General features: G+C 69.3%; 20 protein-coding genes and 1 tRNA gene. 1 reads left to right on the forward strand and 20 read right to left on the reverse strand.

Annotated features, from left to right (window positions below):
- Window positions 1-302: 302 nt before the first annotated feature.
- The 6 genes from D5S19_RS15850 to D5S19_RS15875 all read right to left on the reverse strand — a co-directional run bounded on the left by D5S19_RS15850 (window position 303) and on the right by D5S19_RS15875 (window position 6,388).
- A complete protein-coding gene (locus tag D5S19_RS15850) occupies window positions 303-1,016 on the reverse strand; it encodes an ABC transporter ATP-binding protein (protein ID WP_120024116.1) in 714 nt (237 codons plus the stop codon).
- Window positions 1,003-1,932, reverse strand: a complete 930-nt coding sequence (locus D5S19_RS15855; RefSeq protein ID WP_120024117.1) for an ABC transporter ATP-binding protein — start codon at window positions 1,930-1,932, stop codon at window positions 1,003-1,005. Before D5S19_RS15855 ends, D5S19_RS15850 begins: the two co-directional genes overlap by 14 nt.
- On the reverse strand, window positions 1,929-3,074 hold the full coding sequence (locus tag D5S19_RS15860) for a branched-chain amino acid ABC transporter permease (protein ID WP_120024118.1): 1,146 nt from the start codon (window positions 3,072-3,074) through the stop codon (window positions 1,929-1,931). The genes D5S19_RS15855 and D5S19_RS15860 overlap by 4 nt, the downstream gene beginning before the upstream one ends.
- Window positions 3,071-4,081, reverse strand: a complete 1,011-nt coding sequence (locus D5S19_RS15865; RefSeq protein WP_120024119.1) for a branched-chain amino acid ABC transporter permease — start codon at window positions 4,079-4,081, stop codon at window positions 3,071-3,073. Before D5S19_RS15865 ends, D5S19_RS15860 begins: the two co-directional genes overlap by 4 nt.
- Window positions 4,082-4,174: 93 nt before the next feature.
- Window positions 4,175-5,350 (reverse strand): branched-chain amino acid ABC transporter substrate-binding protein, encoded by a 1,176-nt coding sequence (locus D5S19_RS15870; protein ID WP_120024179.1) that lies wholly within the window; start codon window positions 5,348-5,350, stop codon window positions 4,175-4,177.
- A gap of 435 nt (window positions 5,351-5,785) precedes the next feature.
- Entirely contained in the window at window positions 5,786-6,388 is a 603-nt protein-coding gene (locus D5S19_RS15875; protein WP_120024120.1) for an ANTAR domain-containing response regulator, read from the reverse strand.
- A 182-nt stretch (window positions 6,389-6,570) separates the two neighbouring features.
- Between D5S19_RS15875 and D5S19_RS15880 the strand changes: the two genes are divergently transcribed.
- Window positions 6,571-6,647, forward strand: a tRNA-Leu gene (locus D5S19_RS15880).
- A gap of 142 nt (window positions 6,648-6,789) precedes the next feature.
- Here D5S19_RS15880 and D5S19_RS15885 read toward each other — a convergent pair.
- From D5S19_RS15885 to D5S19_RS15950, 14 genes are all read right to left on the reverse strand, one after another.
- Window positions 6,790-8,196 (reverse strand): tyrosine-type recombinase/integrase, encoded by a 1,407-nt coding sequence (locus D5S19_RS15885; protein ID WP_120024121.1) that lies wholly within the window; start codon window positions 8,194-8,196, stop codon window positions 6,790-6,792.
- A complete protein-coding gene (locus D5S19_RS15890; protein WP_199730528.1) occupies window positions 8,193-8,381 on the reverse strand; it encodes a helix-turn-helix transcriptional regulator in 189 nt (62 codons plus the stop codon). Before D5S19_RS15890 ends, D5S19_RS15885 begins: the two co-directional genes overlap by 4 nt.
- Before the next feature lie 456 nt (window positions 8,382-8,837).
- A complete protein-coding gene (locus tag D5S19_RS15895) occupies window positions 8,838-10,433 on the reverse strand; it encodes a hypothetical protein (protein WP_120024123.1) in 1,596 nt (531 codons plus the stop codon).
- A gap of 188 nt (window positions 10,434-10,621) precedes the next feature.
- The gene (locus D5S19_RS15900) at window positions 10,622-10,915 is read right to left on the reverse strand and encodes a hypothetical protein (protein ID WP_120024124.1); all 294 of its coding nucleotides are present in this window, start codon (window positions 10,913-10,915) and stop codon (window positions 10,622-10,624) included.
- Window positions 10,916-10,974: 59 nt separating this feature from the next.
- Window positions 10,975-11,490 (reverse strand): AAA family ATPase, encoded by a 516-nt coding sequence (locus D5S19_RS15905; RefSeq protein WP_120024125.1) that lies wholly within the window; start codon window positions 11,488-11,490, stop codon window positions 10,975-10,977.
- Window positions 11,487-12,245, reverse strand: coding sequence for a SpoIIE family protein phosphatase (locus D5S19_RS15910; protein WP_120024126.1), 759 nt, complete (start codon window positions 12,243-12,245; stop codon window positions 11,487-11,489). The genes D5S19_RS15905 and D5S19_RS15910 overlap by 4 nt, the downstream gene beginning before the upstream one ends.
- A 44-nt stretch (window positions 12,246-12,289) precedes the next feature.
- Window positions 12,290-12,475, reverse strand: a complete 186-nt coding sequence (locus D5S19_RS15915; RefSeq protein ID WP_120024127.1) for a hypothetical protein — start codon at window positions 12,473-12,475, stop codon at window positions 12,290-12,292.
- Window positions 12,460-13,452, reverse strand: coding sequence for a bifunctional DNA primase/polymerase (locus D5S19_RS15920; protein ID WP_120024128.1), 993 nt, complete (start codon window positions 13,450-13,452; stop codon window positions 12,460-12,462). The genes D5S19_RS15915 and D5S19_RS15920 overlap by 16 nt, the downstream gene beginning before the upstream one ends.
- A 167-nt stretch (window positions 13,453-13,619) precedes the next feature.
- Entirely contained in the window at window positions 13,620-13,826 is a 207-nt protein-coding gene (locus tag D5S19_RS15925) for a helix-turn-helix domain-containing protein (protein WP_120024129.1), read from the reverse strand.
- Between the two features lie 176 nt (window positions 13,827-14,002).
- Window positions 14,003-14,221, reverse strand: coding sequence for a hypothetical protein (locus tag D5S19_RS15930; protein WP_147397402.1), 219 nt, complete (start codon window positions 14,219-14,221; stop codon window positions 14,003-14,005).
- Between the two features lie 110 nt (window positions 14,222-14,331).
- Window positions 14,332-15,510, reverse strand: coding sequence for a hypothetical protein (locus tag D5S19_RS15935; protein ID WP_120024131.1), 1,179 nt, complete (start codon window positions 15,508-15,510; stop codon window positions 14,332-14,334).
- A 34-nt stretch (window positions 15,511-15,544) separates the two neighbouring features.
- A complete protein-coding gene (locus D5S19_RS15940) occupies window positions 15,545-15,730 on the reverse strand; it encodes a hypothetical protein (protein WP_120024132.1) in 186 nt (61 codons plus the stop codon).
- A gap of 149 nt (window positions 15,731-15,879) precedes the next feature.
- A complete protein-coding gene (locus D5S19_RS15945) occupies window positions 15,880-16,347 on the reverse strand; it encodes a hypothetical protein (protein WP_120024133.1) in 468 nt (155 codons plus the stop codon).
- A 222-nt stretch (window positions 16,348-16,569) separates the two neighbouring features.
- Window positions 16,570-18,882, reverse strand: coding sequence for a hypothetical protein (locus D5S19_RS15950; protein ID WP_120024134.1), 2,313 nt, complete (start codon window positions 18,880-18,882; stop codon window positions 16,570-16,572).
- Window positions 18,883-18,957 lie beyond the last annotated feature (75 nt).

An 18,957-nucleotide genomic window follows, 5' to 3' on the forward strand; every position in this document is an offset into this window, starting at 1 on the left:
CGGGTCATGAGCCGGACAGTCACACCCCTGATATGTCATAAACAATGTTTCGGCTTTCCCGCCTTGACAAGCCCCCGCACACCGTAGTCACAATTCAGCTTCGGGGGCCGCCGAAACCCTCACCCCCAGGGTGTCGGCAAAGTTGGTCGGGGACCCGGCAGTGGGCGATGCGGAGGTGTGTGCGACCACCTCGTGGCGTGCGCCGGACCGGTTTCGGGTCTGTGAAGGGACCCTTCACAGACTGAGAGTCCGTGAAGGGTCCCTTCACGGACCTCTACACCGACTTTGCCGGAACCCTGCCCTCACCCCACCCCGAGGTAGGCCTCCTTGATGCTCGAATCGGCGAGCAGTTCCCGACCGGTGCCGGTCTTGGTGATCTGCCCGGTCTCCAGCACGTACGCGCGGTGCGCGCGGGAGAGCGCCTGCTGCGCGTTCTGCTCCACCAGCAGCACCGTGGTGCCCTGGCGGTTGATCTCCGTGATGATCCGGAAGATCTGCTGGATGAACTGCGGGGCCAGGCCCATCGAGGGTTCGTCCAGCAGCAGCAGCCGGGGCTTGGCCATCAGCGCGCGGCCGATCGCGAGCATCTGCTGCTCGCCACCGGACATCGTGCCGCCGACCTGGGTCCGGCGTTCGGCCAGCCGGGGGAACAGCTCGAAGACGCGGTCGAAGTCCGTCTTCAGATCCTTCCGGTCCTTGCGCGCGTACGCGCCCATGTCCAGGTTCTCCAGCACCGTCATGCCGGGGAAGATCCCCCGGCCCTCCGGCGACTGCGAGATCCCGCGCACCACGCGGAGGTCACCGCGCAGCCGCGTGATGTCCTCCCCGTCGAACCGGATGCTGCCCGCCGACACCGGCCGGATCCCGGAGATCGCCCGCATGGTGGTGGACTTGCCCGCCCCGTTCGCGCCGATCAGGGTGACGATCTCGCCCTCGTCCACCGTGATGGACAGGCCGGACACCGCCTTGATCCGGCCATAGTGGACGGACACATCGGACAGTTCAAGCAACGTCATCGTCGGGCACCCCCAGGTAGGCGGCGATCACCGCGGGATCCTCCCGGATCTCGGCAGGCAGTCCCTCGGCGATCTTCTTGCCGAATTCCAGCACCACGATCCGGTCGGTCACACCCATCACGAGCTTCATGTCGTGCTCGATCAGCAGCACGGTGTACCCGTCGTCGCGGATCGTCCGGATCAGCCCCATGAGCTCTTCCTTCTCCGCCGGGTTGAACCCGGCGGCCGGCTCGTCGAGGCAGAGTAGTTTCGGCTCGGTGGCCAGCGCCCGCGCGATCTCCAGGCGCCGCTGGTAGCCGTACGGCAGATTCCTCGCGCGGTCCGCGGCCCGATCCGCGATACCGACGAATTCCAGCAGTGCCATGCCCTTCTCGATCGCCTGCTTCTCCTCGCGGTGGTGCCGCGGGCTGCGCAGCAGCGCCCCGAGCAGGCTGGTGCGATGCCGGGCATCGGTGCCGACGACCACGTTCTCCAGCGCGGTCATGTCGCTGAAGAGCCGGATGTTCTGGAACGTCCGCGCGATGCCGAGCTGGGTGATGGCGTGCCGGGAGGCCTTGGCCAGCGGGCGGCCCTCCAGCAGCACCTGCCCGGAGGTGGGCCGGTACACCCCGGTCATCGCGTTGAAGCAGGTGGTCTTGCCCGCCCCGTTCGGCCCGATCAGGCCGAGGATCTCGCCGCGCCGGATGCCGAAGGACACCGAATCCAGCGCGACCAGCCCGCCGAAGCGCACCGTGACGTCGTCGACGGCCAGCAGGGTCTCCCCCATCGCCACGTCGATGTCGCGGTCGGGGGCGACGACGTCGGCGACCTCGGCCTCGTGCTCGGCGAGTTCGGCCTCGCTCATCTGCGCGACCTCGGCGACCAGCCCGCCCTCGGCCGGGACCTCCGGGCCGCTGCCGTTGCCAGGGGCGGTCATGCCTTCTCTCCCGGGTTCTCGGGGGCCAGTGAACCGTCACTGCTGATCTGCTCACCCTTGCCGAGCAGTCTGCGATAGGCCTGCCTGCCGTAGGTGAGCAGCCGCTGCCGCGCACCGAGCAGGCCCTGCGGGCGGAAGATCATCAGGATGATCAGCGCCAGGCCGAAGATCAGGTACTTGTACTCGGCGATCGCCTGGAACCGCAGCGGGATGTAGGCCACCACCACCGCGCCCAGCAGCACGCCGACCTTGTTGCCCGCGCCGCCGAGGATCACTGCGGCGAGGAACAGCATGGACGTGACCACGTCGAATTTCTGGTTGTTCACGAAGCCCAGCTGCCCGGCGTAGAGCGCGCCGGAAAGCCCGCCGATCGCCGCGCCGCCCACGAACGCCCAGATCTTGAACTTGAACGTGGGCACGCCCATGATCTCGGCCGCGTCCTCGTCGTCGCGGATGGCCACCCAGGCCCGGCCGACGCGGCTGCGTTCCAGGTTCCCGACCAGCAGCAGCACCGCGATGATCAGTGTGACACAGAGCCAATACCACGGAGTTCCGTTGGTATTGCTGAACAACGGACTGCCGTCGGCGTTCGTGCCGGGCGGATGCCCGACGCTCTGGAACCCGCGGTTGCCGCGCAGCGGTGCGACGTTGTCCGCCAGCAGCCGCACGATCTCGCCGAAACCGAGCGTGACGATCGCCAGATAGTCCCCGCGTAATCGCAGGGTCGGTGTCCCGAGGATCACCCCGAAGATCATCGTGACCACCATCGCGATCGGCAGCACGACGAGGAACGGCAGCTTCGACAGGGAGGAGTCCGGGCTGGTGAACAACGCCATCACGTAGGCGCCGATCGCGAAGAAGCCGACATAGCCCAGATCCAGCAGCCCGGCCTGGCCGACCACCACGTTCAGCCCGATGGCGACCAGAGCGTAGCGGGCCACCTCGAACATCGCGGTCGGGAAATCGTACCCGGGCTGCGTGGTCAGCAGCGGCGGGTTGAGCACCGGCAGCAGGTAGACCAGCACCACCAGCGGGATGAGCACCGCCCACTGCTGGACCCGGGGCAGGTTGTTCCACCACTCCGACACCGGGCGGCGGCGCTGCGCCGCGGCCCGCGCGGGCGGGGTCGAGGTCACCGTCATACCCGTGCCTTTCCGAGCGACTCACCGAGGATACCGGTGGGCCGGACCATCAGGATCAGCACCAGCAGCACGAACGCCACCACGTCGCGCCACTGCCCGCCGAACAGCGACTGGCCGTAGTTCTCCACGACCCCGAGCAGCAGGCCGCCCAGCAGCGCGCCGCGCAGGTTGCCGATCCCGCCCAGCACCGCGGCGGTGAACGCCTTGATGCCGAGGATGAAGCCGCCCTGATAAGAGGCGCCCTGCGGGATCTTCATCATGTAGAGCAGCGCGGCCGCGCCGGCCAGCAGGCCGCCGATGAGGAACGTGGTCATGATGACCCGTTCCTTGTTCACGCCCATCAGCGTGGCGGTGTCCGGATCCTGCGCGACCGCACGGATACCGCGGCCGAACCGGGTGCGGTTGACGAACATGTCCGTGCCGATCATCAGCAGGATCGCGGCGAGGATGGTGATGATCGTGACGTTGGTGACGCTCGCGCCGAAGATCTGGAAGACCTCGTCGTTGCGCAGCAGCCGGATGCTGTTCTCCGGGTTCCCGCCGCGCCAGATGAACAGGATCTGCTGCAGCACGAACGAGGCGCCGATCGCGGTGATCAGGAAGACCAGCCGGGGTGCCCCGCGTTTGCGCAGCGGCCGGTAGGCGACCCGCTCCAGGACCACCGCGGTGCCCCCGGACACGGCCATCGCCGCGATCAGTGCCAGTAACAGGAACCCGACCAGTTCGAACACCGATAGCTCGGGGGTGGCGCCGGGCCGGAACCCGAGGCCGTAGAAGGTGAACCACGTCGCGTAGGCGCCGTAGATGAACACCTCGGAGTGGGCGAAGTTGATCAGCTTGAGCACGCCGTAGACCAGGGTGTACCCCAGGGCCACGAGTGCGTAGATGCTGCCGTAGGACAGGCCGTCGATCGTGTTGGACCAGAACTGGTTCAGGAACGAATCGACGTCGAAGGTGATCCAGCTGTCTCCCTGGGCCAGGACGAGGGAGCCGAGCTCATGAGTCATCGACACACTAGTTCTCCAAGTGGATCCGGGGTGTGCCCTCGGCGGGATCGAGCCGCCGGGCGCACACCCCGGTACCGAGCAGGGCCGAAGGGGTTACTTGATCTCGGTGTCGCGGACGATCTTGCCGTTGTCGACCTTGTAGGCCCACACCGTCGTCTGCGCCAGTTCACCGTGCGAGTCCCACTTGAAGTGCTTGGTGAGTCCCTGGCCGTCGTAGTTCTTCACGAAGTCGAGCATCGAGGCCCGGTCCTTCTTGCCCGCGTCGACGCCCTTGAGGAAGATCGTGGCGATGTCGTAGGCCTCGGGCGAGTAGGTGCCCGGGGCCTTCTGGTACGCCGCCTGGTAGGCGTCGGTGAACTTGGTGAACTGGTCGGCCGGCACGCAGGGGCAGGTGAAGTACGCGTTGGCCGCGGCGTCGCCCGCACCCTTGACGAACTGGTCGTCCTTGACCCCGTCCGGGCCGACGAACTTGGCCTTGACGCCGGCGTCGTTCAGCTGCTGCGCGAACGGGGCGCCTTCCTGGTAGTAGCCGGAGTAGAAGACCGCGTCCGGGTTGGCGTTCTTGACCTTGTTCACCACCGCGGAGAAGTCGACCTGCTTGGTCTTGACGTCGTCCTGGCAGACGACCTTGTCGCCGAGCGCCTTGACGGTCGCGGCGGCCAGCCCGGTGCCGTACTCGGAGTCGTCCTTGATCACGCAGATCTTGCCGGCCTTGAGCTCACCGGTCATGAACTTCGCCGCGGCGGGTCCCTGGGTGTTGTCGTTGCCCAGGCCGCGGAAGAAGGTCTTCCAGCCGTTCTGGCTCAGCGCGGGACCGGTCGCGGACGGGGTGATGGTGACCAGGCCGGCCCCGTTGAAGATGTTGCCGACCGCCTTCGACTCCCCGGAGAAGGGCAGGCCGACCACGCCGAGGATGGCCGGGGTGTTGACCATCTGGTTCACGATGCCGGGCGCCTTGTCCGGCGTGCCCTCGGTGTCGTACTGCTCAAGCTTGACCTGGCAGCCCGGATTGGCCTTGTTGTGCTGGTCCACGGCGAGCTTCGCGCCGTCCAGGATGTTCTGGCCCAGCGCCGCGTTCGCACCGTTGATGGTGCCCGCGTAGGCGAGGGAGACCGGCGAGCACTGGGCTTTGCCGTCCCCGGCGGGGTCCGCCGCGTCGGCGGCCGCCGAGGGCGCCGCGGCCTGCGAACCGGCACTTTGCCCACCCGAGCCGCTGTCGTTGCGCGCCGTGCAAGCGCTGAGCGAGATGGCTCCCGCCGCGGCCAGCACGATGACCTTCGTGAGTCGTGCTCTGTGCACTCTTCCTCCAAATGCCGCCCGCGCGCTCGGTGAGCGGCGGGTCCCTCACTGGGACTTCGACTGGCCGCTGAACGTAGCCGCCGGTAAGGGCGTTGCACAGAGTCACAGCACGTCTTGTATCCACATCGTGACGGTGGTTGCGAAGTTGCCCCATGGTGAACACCCGAACGTCAGAGAGTGACGATCGAGTGATGACGCTGGGTATAAGAATGCGCCCGAACAGACCCCTTGACGGACGAACCAGTCGATTCGGCACAGTGTAGGAACGCCCCCGCCGCACACGAGGAGTGCCGGATAAAGGGGCAGCGACTCTGCCCGTTCGGGCAGCGCAGGGCGACCGCGGATACAGCGAAGCGGGCGTGACCCCCTGGTCACGCCCGCTTCGCCGCCGGCCTGGCGGGCCGGCTAGCCGATGCTCTCCACCACGGCCTCGGCAACGGCCTTCATCGTGGTGCGGCGGTCCATCGCGGTCCGCTGGATCCAGCGGAAGGCGTCCGGCTCGGCGAGACCCTGCCGGGTCATCAGCAGGCCCTTGGCCCGGTCGATGACCTTGCGCGTCTCCAGCCGGTCGGTGAGCCCGGCGACCTCGGATTCCAGCGCCTGCAGCTCGGCGAACCGGCTGACCGCCAGCTCGATGGCGGGCACCAGGTCCCGCTTGGCGAACGGCTTGACCAGGTAGGCCATCGTGCCCGCGTCCCGGGCCCGCTCGACCAGATCCCGCTGGCTGAACGCGGTGAGGATGACGACCGGCGCGATCCGGTCGCCGGTGATCCGCGCGGCCGCCTCGATCCCGTCCAGTTTGGGCATCTTGACGTCCAGGATCACCAGATCCGGCTTGAGATCGGTGGCGAGCGCGATGGCCTCTTCCCCGTCGCCGGCCTCGCCGACCACCTCGTAGCCCTCTTCCCGCAGCATCTCGACCAGATCGAGCCGGATGAGCGCTTCGTCCTCGGCGACGAGCACACGGCGCTGCGGCACGGCTTCGGCATCGCCGGCCTGTTCGGTCACCGCTGTCCTCCTGAGCACTCGACGGCACGGTTCACGTCACGGTCACCCGCGAACAGCAAGCGTACCGGGGCCACCACCCATCCCACGATGGCGTTCACCACGAAGTGGCGGGCGCTACACCCGCGGCCCCGGCACCCGCCGGGACCGCCGGGGCGCGGGGTCGGTAAAGTTCACCGGCAGCCGCCCCCGTAGCCCAACTGGCAGAGGCAACGGATTCAAAACCCGTCCAGTGTGAGTTCGAATCTCACCGGGGGCACCAACTGCGACCAGCGCAAACCGGCCCCGCGACCTGCGAAAACAGGTGCGGGGCCGATCTTGTTGTGTCCGACTGTGTCCGGCTCTATCTGGCCGTTCACGGGTATCCACCCCCAATACGCCCCCAAATTTTCGAACGCCTGCGTTCACTCGGATGTATCAGCGTCGTCGTCCCAGTCCAGCGCTCGTTCGATCCGCTCGTGCGCCTCCGCCTCCAGCCCGGCGATCACAGCGGCGTAGGTCGTCAGCAGCACTGCCACCGAATGGCCTGCCCACGCGGCGCACTGCGTGGCCGGTACCCCCGCAGCGAGCCACGTCGACACACACGCGTGCCGGAGGTCGTACGGACGCCTCGCGAGCGGCGACGCGTACTCGCTTTCCGAGAGCGCTGTTTTCCGCGCGTTGTCCCACACCCGGGAGATCGTCGACTCGGCGAGGTCGCCTCCAGTCAAGTTCCGGAAGAGACGGCCGTCTGCTGCCGTGCCGAAGGTTTTCAGGTGCTGGTGAAGGACCGCGGTGAGCGGCGGGGGCGAGGGCACTGCACGCACTTCGCCTTCCGCCCGCTGTTTCAACTGCCGCCGGTCCCGACGCTCCCCCGAGTCCGTCCACGCTGCCCCAGTGGTCGGAGCGGTCGTCGACAGCAGCAGTTCGCCCCACCCCGCTTCGGGCAGCTGCAGGTCCGGCTTGCACAACATCGCGGCTTCCTCAGGGCGCAAACCGGCGTAGTACATCGCCGCAAAAAAGGCTTTGAGCATGGGGCCGGACGACCGACGCGGCGCGGTGTCCACTTTCTGCGCTTCGACGGCGGTCAGCAGATTGCGTCCCTGCGCGGGGTTGATGACCACACGCTTGTCGATCGCTCGCACGGTCTTAGGTGCAGTCCACTTCACTTCCGAAAGCCGGTTGGCGGTCAAGATCTTCAACTCCAATGCGTACTCCAGCGCGTTGTTGAACACAGCGCGCTTCCTGTAGACGGTCTTGGCTGCGGCCTGCTTGCCGTCGAGCTTCAGCGAGATCTGGTCCAGAACCTCGCGCAACTTCGCGGGATCGTTGAGCCGGGACGTGGGCAACGTGTTCGCCTGCACCCATTTCAACGCCTGCTCGATCTCTGGCGGCTTCGGGTCCTCCCGCCGCTTCGTGTTGAACGCCCATCCGGTCAGAGCACGGCGGAGAACACGGTCGTCCGGCTTACCGCGGATCGTGGCAAGCATCGCTGGCAACACGGACGCCAAGGTGTCGGCATTACCGGCCCGGGACTTTCCGGCTGCTCGCGTCCACTTCATGTCGACGTACTTGCACGCAAACGCAAAGAACGGCAGGTCGTTTTCGTTGCGAAGCATCGAGACTGGCAGCCCGCGTGCGCATTCGAAGGCTTCGCCGCGGCGCGCCGCCGCCACGAGATCGGAGCGAAAACTCTCTGCCAGCGCGTACGTGGCCTTCTTCTTATCGAACCTCTCCCCCGCGACGAACCACGTGACCCGGTAGGAGGTTTTGGTTTTTCCTGGCCGCGTCTCGATGTTCCAGATCTTGACGTCATAGCTCGTCTCATTCACGCGTTCTCCTCGGCGAGGCCGTCGAACCAACGGTCAAAGTCCGCCCGGCGGATGCGGAGATCACCGTTCGGGAGCCTGGTGCATTTGGGCCCGCGCTTCTTCGCGCGCCAGTCGTAGAACGTCGAGCGCGCGAGCGGTTTGCCGTTCTCGTCGGCCAGTTCGGCACAGACTTCGTTGACAGTCATTTTGCGATCGGCCGTTGCCATAACGATCCCCTTCGGTGTGCTGACTATGGCGGTGAGGTGCCCGTAGCGGGGGTTGGTGGGGTGTCGGGTTCTCGCGTGCGTGCCCCCGCCGGGGGCCGGGTCGATGTCGCCTGGAGTGTCACGGTGGGTAGTGGGTTGCGGTGGGGTTTGCTGGCAGGTGGGGGGGTGGTGAGGTGTGGGAGGGCGGAACCAAACCCCGCAATACCGCAAAACCCGCAAAATGGGCCTGGGCCTGGGGATTTGTCTGCGGGGTTTGCTGTGGTGGAGCTGAGGGGTAAACCCCGCAAACCCCGCAAGTTGCGGGGTTTGCGGGGTTTGGTGGTCTCGGTGGGGTGGGCAAACCCCGCAGACTCCCCGGTGTTGTTTCCGCTGTTCAGGACTTGTTTTCCTGGTTGGTTGCGGGGTTTGCGGGGTGTGCGGTGTTTGTTGGAGGGGTCAGGTCGAATCGGCTCGGTGTTCGACCTTGTAGAGCTTGATTTTGGTGTGCTTGTCGACTTCGCTGCGTAACACCCGGTCGCCGCGCCACCGGTCTACCTGCCCTGCCAGCCTCTTTCCCAGCGCTTTGGCTGAGAGGGGCTTGCCGGTGATCGTGGCCGGGAAGGTGCCCTTCCACTGGTCCGGTGCGCCGTACTCGGGTTCGGCCCCGGCCCGGAGTTGTTGCGCGGTTTGTGGTTCGTCGCCGTAGAGGTGGTGCCAGGTGGAGAGGAACGCGTACCACTCGGCGTGGTCGTCATCCAGTTCGCGGCCGGCGTCGGCGTTGTGGAGGAACCCCTCGATGCCGTGGTGGGCGAGGAACCCGCCGAGGTACTGAGCCCAGCGGGTGAACTGCCGCATCTGTGGCACCGAGGTGCTGACGGGTGCTCCTTGCGCGGTCCAGTCCAGTACGAGGGTCAGCACGTGCCGCAGCACGGTGGCGCGGTTGCGGGGGTCGAGAATCCAGGTGTCCAGGTTCGGGATGGTGAACCCGCTGCGTGCCTCGGGGCGGGGGCAGTCCGGGTCGAGCCGCACCCACACCGACCTGCTGGCCATGTCCCCGCCGGTGCGCAGGTTGTTCCCCGTCGCGAGCCACAGCCGGTCGTTCGCGAAGTTCGCGGCGGTGTTCGAGCCGAGTTTGCGGTCGGTCCAGGTCCGCTCCGTCACCAGCCGTGCGAGCACGGCCGAGTTGACGACTTCCCCCTCGGTGAGGTTGTCGAACACGACCACCCCGACGCTGTCGCCCAGCACCGTGGTGATCGACTTGCGCAGCTCCTCCTCGGAGTCGGTCCAGGTCAGTACCCGCTGCCCCACCAGCAGCCCGACACATCCGGCGAGGATGGTTTTCCCGGAGCCGGGCATGGACGCCTCGATCATCCCGAACGGCGACAGGGACCGGGTGAACGGCCTGATGAGCGGAGTCACCAACAGGGCCAGGTAGTTCGGCAGGTCCGCCGGCGACCGCCACGGGAAATCGGCCAGGAACCGTTCCAGCAGGAACTCGCGGGCCTCGGCGACCTGCCCGGCGCTGGGCCGGTCCGGGACGGGTTCGAGATAGGAGTTGGCGGTCAGGTAGAACCCGGTCGCCGGGTCGTAGCCGGGGGTTTGCAGGAGCGTCCCGTCCGGCCGCAGCACCGGGGTGGAGATGATCCTGCGCAGCACCGGCAGCCCCGGCCAGGACTGCCGGGCCAGCACCGCCGCGAGCACCGCCGCCGGCGGGGAGACCTCCACGTCGTAGGTGTCGCCCTTCTCGTTCACTTTGGACTGGACCACATCGGTGTGTTCGGCCAAGAGCCCGGCCAGCAGTGCCGGTTTCAGCGGCGACGAGGACAACGGCAATACGACGTCGTCGTCGCCCGCGGTCGGCCCGGCCGCGCCGGAGACTTCTTCCACGACCACCGGTGCCCCGTCGGAGACGTAGGTGTCGGGGATGATCCGGGCGTCCAGCGCGGCGGTCAGGACGCGGATGGTTTCGGGTGCGGCACCGGTGCGCAGCCGCGGGCGTCCGTCCACGCCCACCGGCCACAACGGGCGCGACGGATTCGGTTGACTGGACATGAAAACTCCCATCGAGCGGGCGCAGGATGCGCGCACAACAGCGGCCCGCCGGCCTCATCGGCGCGGCGGGCCGCTAGTCAGGTGATGCGGGGCCGAACGGTGGCGCGGCGCGGCCGGTCGTTCAGACCTCGGGCTGATCACGGGCCCCCGGCGGATGCCGGGAGGGCCACGGATCGGACAGGACGAGGTCACGCAGCAGCCGCCGCGGTTTCCCGGCGGTACAGCGCCCAGCAGTCCTCGCAGTCGCACAGCGTGCCCACCCCGGGCCGGTCGAGCGTGCCCGGCGCGAGCAACTCGGGGTCGGGCTTCGTTTGCTGCAGCGGGCTGTCCGAGCGCCAGGTCGGGATCAGCTCCGGCGAACCGGGGTCCCGGTCGGTGCACCCGCAGCGGTCCATCTGGCATGGGGAGGTGTCTTCCATGCCGTTGAGGGTGTGGAAGCTGTCCGGGTGCCCGCAGGCACACCGGTGAATGATCGCGGCCATGACGGTCCTCCTTGAGTAAGGCATCAACAGTGGTACTCGATAGAAGCGGCCTGGGATGTTCAGCGGGCGCGCAGGTAGTGCGGCAAGGCCAGGAAATGCAGCTGGGTCCAGCCCTCGGTGTGCAGGCGAGGCAGCGCAGTGGCGACCGCGTGGTGCATCTCCCACACCCGCGCATCCGGCACCCGGCGGGTGTAGCCGCACTCCGGGCACGGGGTGTTGCAGCGGCGGGCGTTGCGGGCCAGCACGGTCAGCAGCGGCGGCAGCAGCACCACACCGACGGTGCCGGCACCGTGCTGGGCGGCCAGGTTCAGCAGCCTCACCCGGAACCGGGCGAGGTAGCCGGTGACGTCCCACACGACGGTCCCGCCTCCGGCCAGCACGGCCGCGGTGGTGGCGAACCCTGCTTCGGCCGCTTCCTCGTTGACGTCCTGGTTGGCCGAGCACCCGCACGGCGCGAGCCGGGCGCGGGTCTCGTCCAGCGACACGACCGTCGCCCCGGCCGGAATGCAGGTCCGTCGCCAAGTGGTTTTCCCGGCCCCGGCCGGGCCGATCGTGCTGACCAAGGTCGGGGTCATCCCATCACCTGCCCCTCGTCCGGCCTGGGCACGGCGGTGGCGGCGGGTGCGAGAACGACCACGGTGGCGTCGTCGCGGTAGCCCTCGTCGTGGTGAGGGACGGCGGCCACGACGGCGTCGGCCAGCGCTTGCGGGTCGTGCTGGTGCTGCGCGGTAAGGATCTGCAGCTGAGGCAGTGGGATGTCGTCCAGGCCGTCGGACACCAGCAGCACCAGTTCGCCGGCCGGGGCTTCCGACAGCGCCACCGTGGTCGGCGTCGCCGAGTCCAGGCTGAGCCGCACCCAGTTGTCGTGCTGCACCGCCAATTCCTCAGCTTCCGGGTTTTGCCGGAGGAAGGCGCCCATCGTGTGCGGATCGGTCCGCCGGCGGAGCGCCGTGCCATCCCAGCCGTAGGCGTGCGAGTCGCCGACCCAGGCCAGGCTGGTCGGCTCTCCCGGTTCCGCCAGGGCCAGCACCAGCACACCGTCCGGCTGGTAGTCGTCAATGCCCGGGTCGTCGATGTACGCGGCGGCAGCGAGCACACCCGCCAGCGCACCCTTGGCCGCACCGATCCGTACGGCGATACGCGCCAGCTCCCGCATCGTCTCGGCACCGGTCGCGTCGTTACCGATACCGTCGACCACGGCAGCGGCGACTATCCCAGCCGACGAGCGGAACGTCGCCGCCGCGTCCATGTTGTGCGCGCGGCTGCCACGCCGTGTCGCCACCGCCGTCCGAATGGTGGCTGTCGTGGTCATGGCTGTCGGTTCAGTCATCAGTGTCGGGGTTCCTTCCTCCGGTCAATGATCGTCGGCGGGGGCTACTTGAGCAGGTTCCGCCAGACCGCGGCCCGGTCCTCGGCCTTGGCTGCCGCCTGGAAGTAGGGGCTTGCCTGCCGGAACTTGCCCGCGGCTTCCAGCGCGTTGGCTTTGTCGGTGAGCGCGGTGGCGGTCACCGCTTCATCGGCGGCGTAACGCCGGTACTCGGCCTTCAGTCGCTTGTCCATGCGACGGTGTCCTTCCTCGGTGAGGCCGCGCGGTGGCGGCGGGTTCCGGTGGTGCGGGTGCTATGAGGCGTGATGCGGCGGGGGTTGTGGCGACCGGCGCTCAGGCTGGTCTCGATCACGGCGTAGTCCTTGGGGATCGAGGCGGCATCGCCCCACGAGTCGACGGCGGCCCGCAGCTCGGCGCGGGCGACGTCTTCGGCCAGCACGTCCGCGCCGACCAGTTGGCCAAGCGCGTAGGCGGCGCGGGAGAGCGCCTTGTTGCGGCCCTGCTTGTACGGGGTGGAGGCGACCTTGCGGCACTCCTCGCGCACCGCCGCCGCGGCGAACGCGCCCGGGACCGCCACGGCCGTGTCAGTGCGCCCGGACACCGCTGTGACGCCGTGGTCGACGTTGGCCTGCACCAGCCACCCCGGCAGCTCCACCGGGTCGGTGTCGTCGAGCAGTTCGTAGGCGCCGTCCGCGCGCACCGAGCCGGGCGCGACCGCGTAGCCACCCCACCCTCGGGTATCGATCGCGGCGGCGAGGTGGCCCTGCGTCGAGCGCAACGCACACCCCGCCGGTGCCCGGTAGTACAGATGCCGGCCGCCGCGCGGGGTGGTGACGGTGAACGTGTCCGGCAACGGCCCGCCCCGCTGCTCGGCCAGTGCCTGCAGCGCTGTCCAGCCGTCCATGGTGCCTGGGCCGGGTTTGGCCGGATCGCAGTCGATGATCAGCAGCCCGGCGGGGCCGGGGAACACCGCGATGTTCCACGGTGCCCGGCCCCATGCCGCGGTGATCAGCTCCGGGTCGGTGGTGGCCATCTGCTCCGGGGTCCGGTGCCCACCCCGGCACCGCCCGGTCCCGGGGCAGTGGTCGCCGCGGTGCCAGTCGGGGAACTTCGCCCCGGGACGCAGCGGATACACCGGCCACCCCCTACCTGCCAGCTCCAACGCCCACCGCCCCAGCGCAGCGCCCACAAGCGGAGCAACGGTGTCCATTGTGGATGGTCCTTTCAGTCGTGGGTGAGCACAGCGGTGGCCACGGCGGGGCCGCGCCGCGAGTCAGGTCAGCGGAGTTCTTCATGTGCCGTGCCAGCACGGCGGAGAAAGGGGCAGGGCCACCCCGCGGTCATGCGGGGTGGCCCTGCCGGCGGGGTGGGTCGGCGTTACCGCCCGGTGTCTCGGTCGAGCAGCGCGGGCAGGCATCCGCAGTTGTCGGGGCGGTCGTGGTGGAAACCGATGCAGCGGTCGTCGGGGCAGCCGCAGGCATCCCCGCCCCACCGTCCATTGGTGTAGTGGTTGCGGCGTGCCCACTGGGCCGGGGTGATCCCGGCCGCCTCCAGCTGGGCGCGGGCTGTGTGGTTCAGGCGCAAGGGTGTCGGTCCTTTCCAGCTCTCTCGATTGCCAGACGCGACGCCCCCGGCCAGCGGGGTGTGCCGGCCGGGGGCGTCGCGGGGCGGTTGAGGTTTGGTCCGGCGGATGCGGTGCCCGCCAGGCCGGTGGCGCGAATGCGTGGTGAGCCGGCGGGAGGCTCAGACGGACAACGGGGTCAGCGCTTGCCGACCCACGTGATGCGGCCTCCGGTGCCAAAGCGGACCTTGCCGCTCTGCGACATGCGGTTGAGATGTTCCTCCTGCACGGCGCGGCTGGTGCCTCGCATGTCGAGTTCCTCGCGGAGGTCGGCCAACGACACCCAGTCGCCCTTGACGCGTTCCAGGCTGATGATCGCGTCGCGAACCGTGTCTTCCCAGCGGCTGGTCACAGACATGACAGTGCGTTCCTTCCTTCGTGGGTGATGGGGTGGTGCAACCCGCCCCTCGGGACGCAACGGCGTCTCGGGGGCCGGGGGTTGGGGGTGAGGTGACTGCCGCGGTGGGGTCAGCCTTGGTTGTGCAGGTGTGGTGTCATGACGGCCGCGAAGTCGTGCTCGGTGACGGTGACCTCGGTGGCGCCGACGGTGATCCACAGTGGTTCGTAGAGCCGCCGCCGGTAGCGGTGGCGGACGGCCTGGTAGGCCGCGTCCCATGCGGCCTGCTCGCTGCCGCGGAAACCGCCGTGGTCGTAGGTTTCGCCTTCGACGCGCCACCGCCACACCCCGACCGGCTCCGCGGGCAGGAGCCGGTCGGCGGGCATGTCCAGGGCGGCGTCCTGGCCCAGGACCATGCACCGCAGATCCGCGTCGTGCTCGATGACCGGGGCGGCGGCCAGCAGCACCGCCCCGACCGCGACCAGGAACACCCGCGTCGTCGCGTCCGATCCTTTCTTCATGGCCAAGCCTTGAAACAACGCGAACCGGGCGTGCTGCCACATCCACATCCGTTCCTGGGGTGGCCGGGTGAACGCGGTCGCCAGCAGATCGAACGCCGCCGCCCGCAGCCGGGCAGCGTCACGCGGGTCGGCGGTCACCGCGTAGACCGGGTCGCCACCGGACTCGATCCCGCTGGTGTCCAGGCCCCGCGCGCGGATCCGCTGCACCAGCTGCGCGGCCACCTCCCGCGCCGCGGCGCCGCGCACCAGCCGGTTACCACGGATCCGGACACCCGTGTGGGGCACGGTGACCGTGGTGCTCAGCACGTCAGGCCGGCCGGGGTCGCAACCCTCGGTGGCGAACCGCGCCTGCGCGGCGGCCCCGTAGTGCCGCATCAGCACCGACGCCGGCGTGTCCTGCCCACCCCGGTACGTCCGCGACACCGGGTCCCACACCGACCCCTCGCGCAGAAACCCGATGGCACCGAGCCGGTCGAAGTTCGCGCCACCGGCCGAGAGGGTGGTCCGGAACCGCTCCGGGTCGTGCGCCAGGCCCCGCGTGCCGGGCAAACCGGCCGAGGCGACCGCCAGGTCGTAGCGCCACTGCAGGGCGTCCCGGTAGAGGCGACGCAGCAGCATCCGCACCGCCCGATGACCAGGATCCGCACGCAACGCCGCGGCCAACCGGGCGCGCAGTCGCTGCGCGCACTCCGCCTGCAGCACCGCGAACCCCTGCACCCGCGCCAACGCGGCGGGGTCGCTGGTGCGCAGGGCGAGGTGCGGGGTCGGGAAACACTCCGAGGTGATCACGCAATCTCCTTCGCTCACAACAGATCCGGCAGGGTCAGCGGGTGCGGAGCCGGTCGAGAATCGCGTGGTACTCCGCGCGCTTGCGGGGATCCGGTTCGCTCTTGTCGATCTCGCGTTTGAGGTCGGCGATCGTGGCCTTGTTGGGCTTGCCGTTCTCGCGCTGGGTCAGCAGCTTGTCCAGCAGCGCCCGGAACTGTCCGGCGTTCTTCCAGCGAGCCATGAGAATCCCTTCGTCGTAGCGGAAAAGTGCTGCCCGGCGTCGGGTGCCGGACAGCGAGAAATCAAGTGATGTGCCGGCCCAGCGGAGTCCCGGACCGCCGCGGACGGGGTGCCCGGGCGGGTGCCGCCGGGCCGGCGGGACACAGCGGGTCAGGTGAACAGGTGCGCCGGTAGCCGCCCGTCGGTGACCAGGCGGTGGGTGAGCCGGTCGATCCGGCCCCAATGCGACGCGACCACGGCGCGGGCACGGTGACGCAGCCAGGCCGGGGACCGGTCGCAGTAGCGCCGCATCCGGCGGACGTAGGCCTGGTCGTCCTCGCAGCCGTGGGCGGCCATCCGCATCGCAGACCCGCGCCAATACCCGGCGTGGCGTTGCGCCCACCGCGCCGCGCCCTCCTGCCCGGCCAACGCCACAACCACCGCGGTGGTCACCTGGTCCGGGTTGCCCAGGTCGACCTCGGAATGCTCGATAAACGACCGGCCCGGCTCCACGACCACCTGCAGCACTCTCAGCCGCCCGGCCCGGGTGGTCGCGGCCTCCTTACAGGCCACGGCGTGGGCGAGTTCATGCGCGGCCAGCGCCAGCCACCCGGCCTCCTGCGCGCTGTAGCGGGTCATGGACATACCTCCTCTTCGATTACGGTGCGTGGTCATGAGTGGGTGTGACACTTCGGCGGCCACCCCCTGGGGGTGGCCGCTGAGGCGGGTCTGGGCTGTCACCTGCGGGAACGTCCGCAAGTGTCACAAGTGTCGTCGGTGCTGGTCAGGTCACTGCGCGTGGTGTCACGGGTGTTGTGACGGTTCGCGCGGACGGCGCGCGGCCTGTCACACTCCCGATGGTTACTGTGTGTTGCTTTCGGTGGTGGTGACGGCGGCGAGGATGTCGGCGAAGCGGTAGCCGCGGGCCTGTTTGTCCTCGCCGTCGTCGCCTGGAGCGCGCACCTGTTCCGGCTTGAGCCCGAAGTCGGCGACGGCGTGCGCCAGCGCCCGGCCCGAGCTACGGCCGAGGGCGTCGGCCAGTTCAGCCGAGAACACCGCGTCGCGGGCGCCTTCGGTCCCGGCCTGCCAGGCGGCGAGGTCGTCGGTGAGGTAGTCGACGATCTCCCCGAGGATGCCGAGGCGGGCGCGGCGCTGTTCGTCCTCGAACGCGGCCCGCTGCGCCACGGCCGCGTCCTCTGGGCTGGTAGAGCCCGACAGCTGCGCGGGGGTGAGCCCGGCCGCCTGGAGGGTGGCGGTGTCCCACTGCGGACGCCCGTCCTGGGCGGCGCGGCGGGCGCGCTGTTCGGCGATCTTGTTGTCGAACCACAGAGCGCGGGTAGGGATCGGTTCGTCGCCTTCGGTGCAGCCTTCCAGGAAGAACGTGCCGGTGTCGTTGAGCCGCGACCCGCGCTTGGGCCGGTAGTTGCCCGGGGTGTAGCCCTCGGAGACGGCGTTGTCGCCGAAGAGGAGGCGGGTCTGGTAGTCGGCCAGGCCGGGGCCGGCGGCCTTCCACGCGACCTCGGCGGCCACGGAGTCGCCGAGGGCGTCCTTCTTCGCGGACTGCGAGGCGAAGATGAGCACCACCCCGGCTTTGCGGGCGACCCGCAGCAGCGCCACCGCGAGAGCTTTCGCTTCCTTGCTCAGGCGCGGGAACTCGTCGAGCACCACCACCAGCGCCGGATACTCCGGAGTGGGCTGCCACTCGTCGCCCATGCCCAGGCGGTCCTTGATCCGGGTCCGCGCCGTCGCGATCCCGAGGGCGGTGGTGAGGGCCTGTTCGCAGTCCTCCGGGGAGAGGGCGCGCAGCCCCATGGCGTCGGCCTGGGGTGCCTGTCCGACGCCGGAGGGGTCCAGGTCCCACAGGATCGCGTCGGTGGTGTGGGCCAGGCCGTCGACGATGGCGCGGATGAGGCCGGACTTCCCGCCGCCGGAGGCGGCCAGGATGATCGCGTGGGTGGACAGGAACGACGCGGACATGGTGCGCCCGTCCAGGCGCAACCCGAGTTCGATCGGGTCGGCCAGGCGTCGGGAACCGTTGGTGTAGACGGGAAGCGGCGGCATTTTGGCCCACGGGTCGGACTCGATGATGCGGGTGGTGAACCGAGCGCGGCGTGCCGTGTGGGGCTGGACCAGGACGCCGTTCTGGCGCACGTCCAGGTCGGTTTCGATCTGCTCCAGCTTCTTGATGACGTCGGCCGGGCGCTTGCCGGAGCCGCCGACGATCTGGTGTTCCAGCTCCCAGCCCCACATCGTGCGGCGTCCGGCGATCGGGTTGACCTCCACCCCTTGGGCCAGCAGCGAGCGGCGCAGCAGCTCCAGTGCGGCCCGGTCGTGGCGGGCCTCGGCGATCGGCAGCACCGGCAGGGCCCTGCCGTCGTCGGTGACGGTGCCGACGCGTTTGCGGTTGCGGCGCTTGAACACTTTCCGCAGGTAGGCCCACCCGTTCACGGTCAGCGCCGCTGCCACGGCGGCACCGAGGGTGAGGTCGATCGTGACCACGGCCTGGCTGTACGCCCACACCGGCGACCCGTTGATGGACCAGTCCGCCAACGCCGGGGCCTCGGCCAGGGTCAGCAGGCCGTAGAACACCATCGCGGCCCGGCTCGACAACGCCGCGCCGATCTTGCCGAGCTGGGTTTCCCGGTACTCCTGCACCTGCATCTGCGTGCCGATCCGGTCCGGGATCACCTCGCCGCGGTGGGTGCCGCCCTGGCGGTGCTCGGCGGCGGTGCGCCAGTTGTGGAACTGCTCCCACGTCGCCCACACGCCCACCACCGGCCCGGCCAGGACACCGGTGGTGTAGGCGAGGACGGCGCCGGTGGTACGGGTCTTCGGGTGCGCGGCCACGGCGCGGCTGGTGCGGACCACCGCACCAGCCGCCACGCCGGTGCGCAGGGCGGCGGTCCGGGCACCACGGGCCACGGTCACCGCGTTGTCTCGGTAGGCGCGGTAGCGCCACGCGGCCTGCGCGCGCTGGGAGGTGATCAGCCGCCACTCCTCCTCCGACACCAGTTCACCCTCGATCGCGGGTTCAGTGGCGACCGGGAGCGGGTGGACCGTCGCCAGTTCCGTCGTGGACTCGGGGCTGGACTCGCCGGGCTGGTCTCGGCTGGACTCGTGCAGGTCAGCGCCGCTACGGGTGGTGGGGTCGTTGTCGTGGTCGGTGGGTGCCATCGCGGTGCCTCCTGCATGGACTCAGGGCAGGTCGCGGGCAGGGCCGGTCCACCTCCCCCGGGGTCCGGGCGGGGT

It is taken from the genome of Amycolatopsis panacis (assembly GCF_003600245.1).
GTDB lineage: Bacteria > Actinomycetota > Actinomycetes > Mycobacteriales > Pseudonocardiaceae > Amycolatopsis > Amycolatopsis sulphurea.